Origin of the sequence: Rhizobium grahamii CCGE 502 (assembly GCF_000298315.2) — a bacterium.
Lineage (GTDB): Bacteria > Pseudomonadota > Alphaproteobacteria > Rhizobiales > Rhizobiaceae > Rhizobium > Rhizobium grahamii.
Map to the genome: position 1 here is coordinate 1 of NZ_AEYE02000058.1, position 568 is coordinate 568.

Genomic DNA, 568 nt, shown 5'->3' on the forward strand with positions numbered 1-568 from the left:
GGGCAGCGCCAGCGCATCGGGCTGGCGCGGGCGCTTTACGGCGATCCCTTCCTGGTGGTGCTCGACGAGCCGAACTCCAACCTCGACGCCGAGGGCGAGGAGGCGCTGACCAGGGCGATCGCCAAGGTGCGCGAGCGCGGCGGCATCGTCATCATCGTCGCCCATCGCCCGAGTGCGCTTTCCGCCGTCGACATGGTCGGGCTGGTGCAGAACGGCCGGCTTGCCGCCTTCGGGCCGAAGGACGAGATCATCCAGCCCACCGCCAAGCGTCCGCTGGTCGTCGGCAAGACGCCGCCGGCCGCCGACCGCGACCGGATCGCCAATGCCGCCGCCGAATAGCGGCCAGACCCAAAGAGGAATGGCCTGAACAGGGCCGGGCCCAAAGAGGGCCAAGCCTAAAAAAGGATAGAGCAAGGATTGGAGAGCGTCATGGAGGAGAAACTGATCCTCGGACTGCCCGACGACGGCCAGGCGGCCGTTGCGCCTGCCAACCGGTTCCGGCTTGCCGCCGACAAGGGCGCCGACCGGCGGATCTACTCGCTGCCTTTGCTGTTCGGGGTGCTCGGCG

The 568-nt window shown here is 68.7% G+C and carries 1 pseudogene; it reads left to right on the forward strand.

Annotated features, from left to right (window positions below):
- Window positions 1-339: pseudogene (locus RGCCGE502_RS34365) on the forward strand (type I secretion system permease/ATPase); the annotation flags it as partial.
- Between the last annotated feature and the right edge of the window lie 229 nt (window positions 340-568).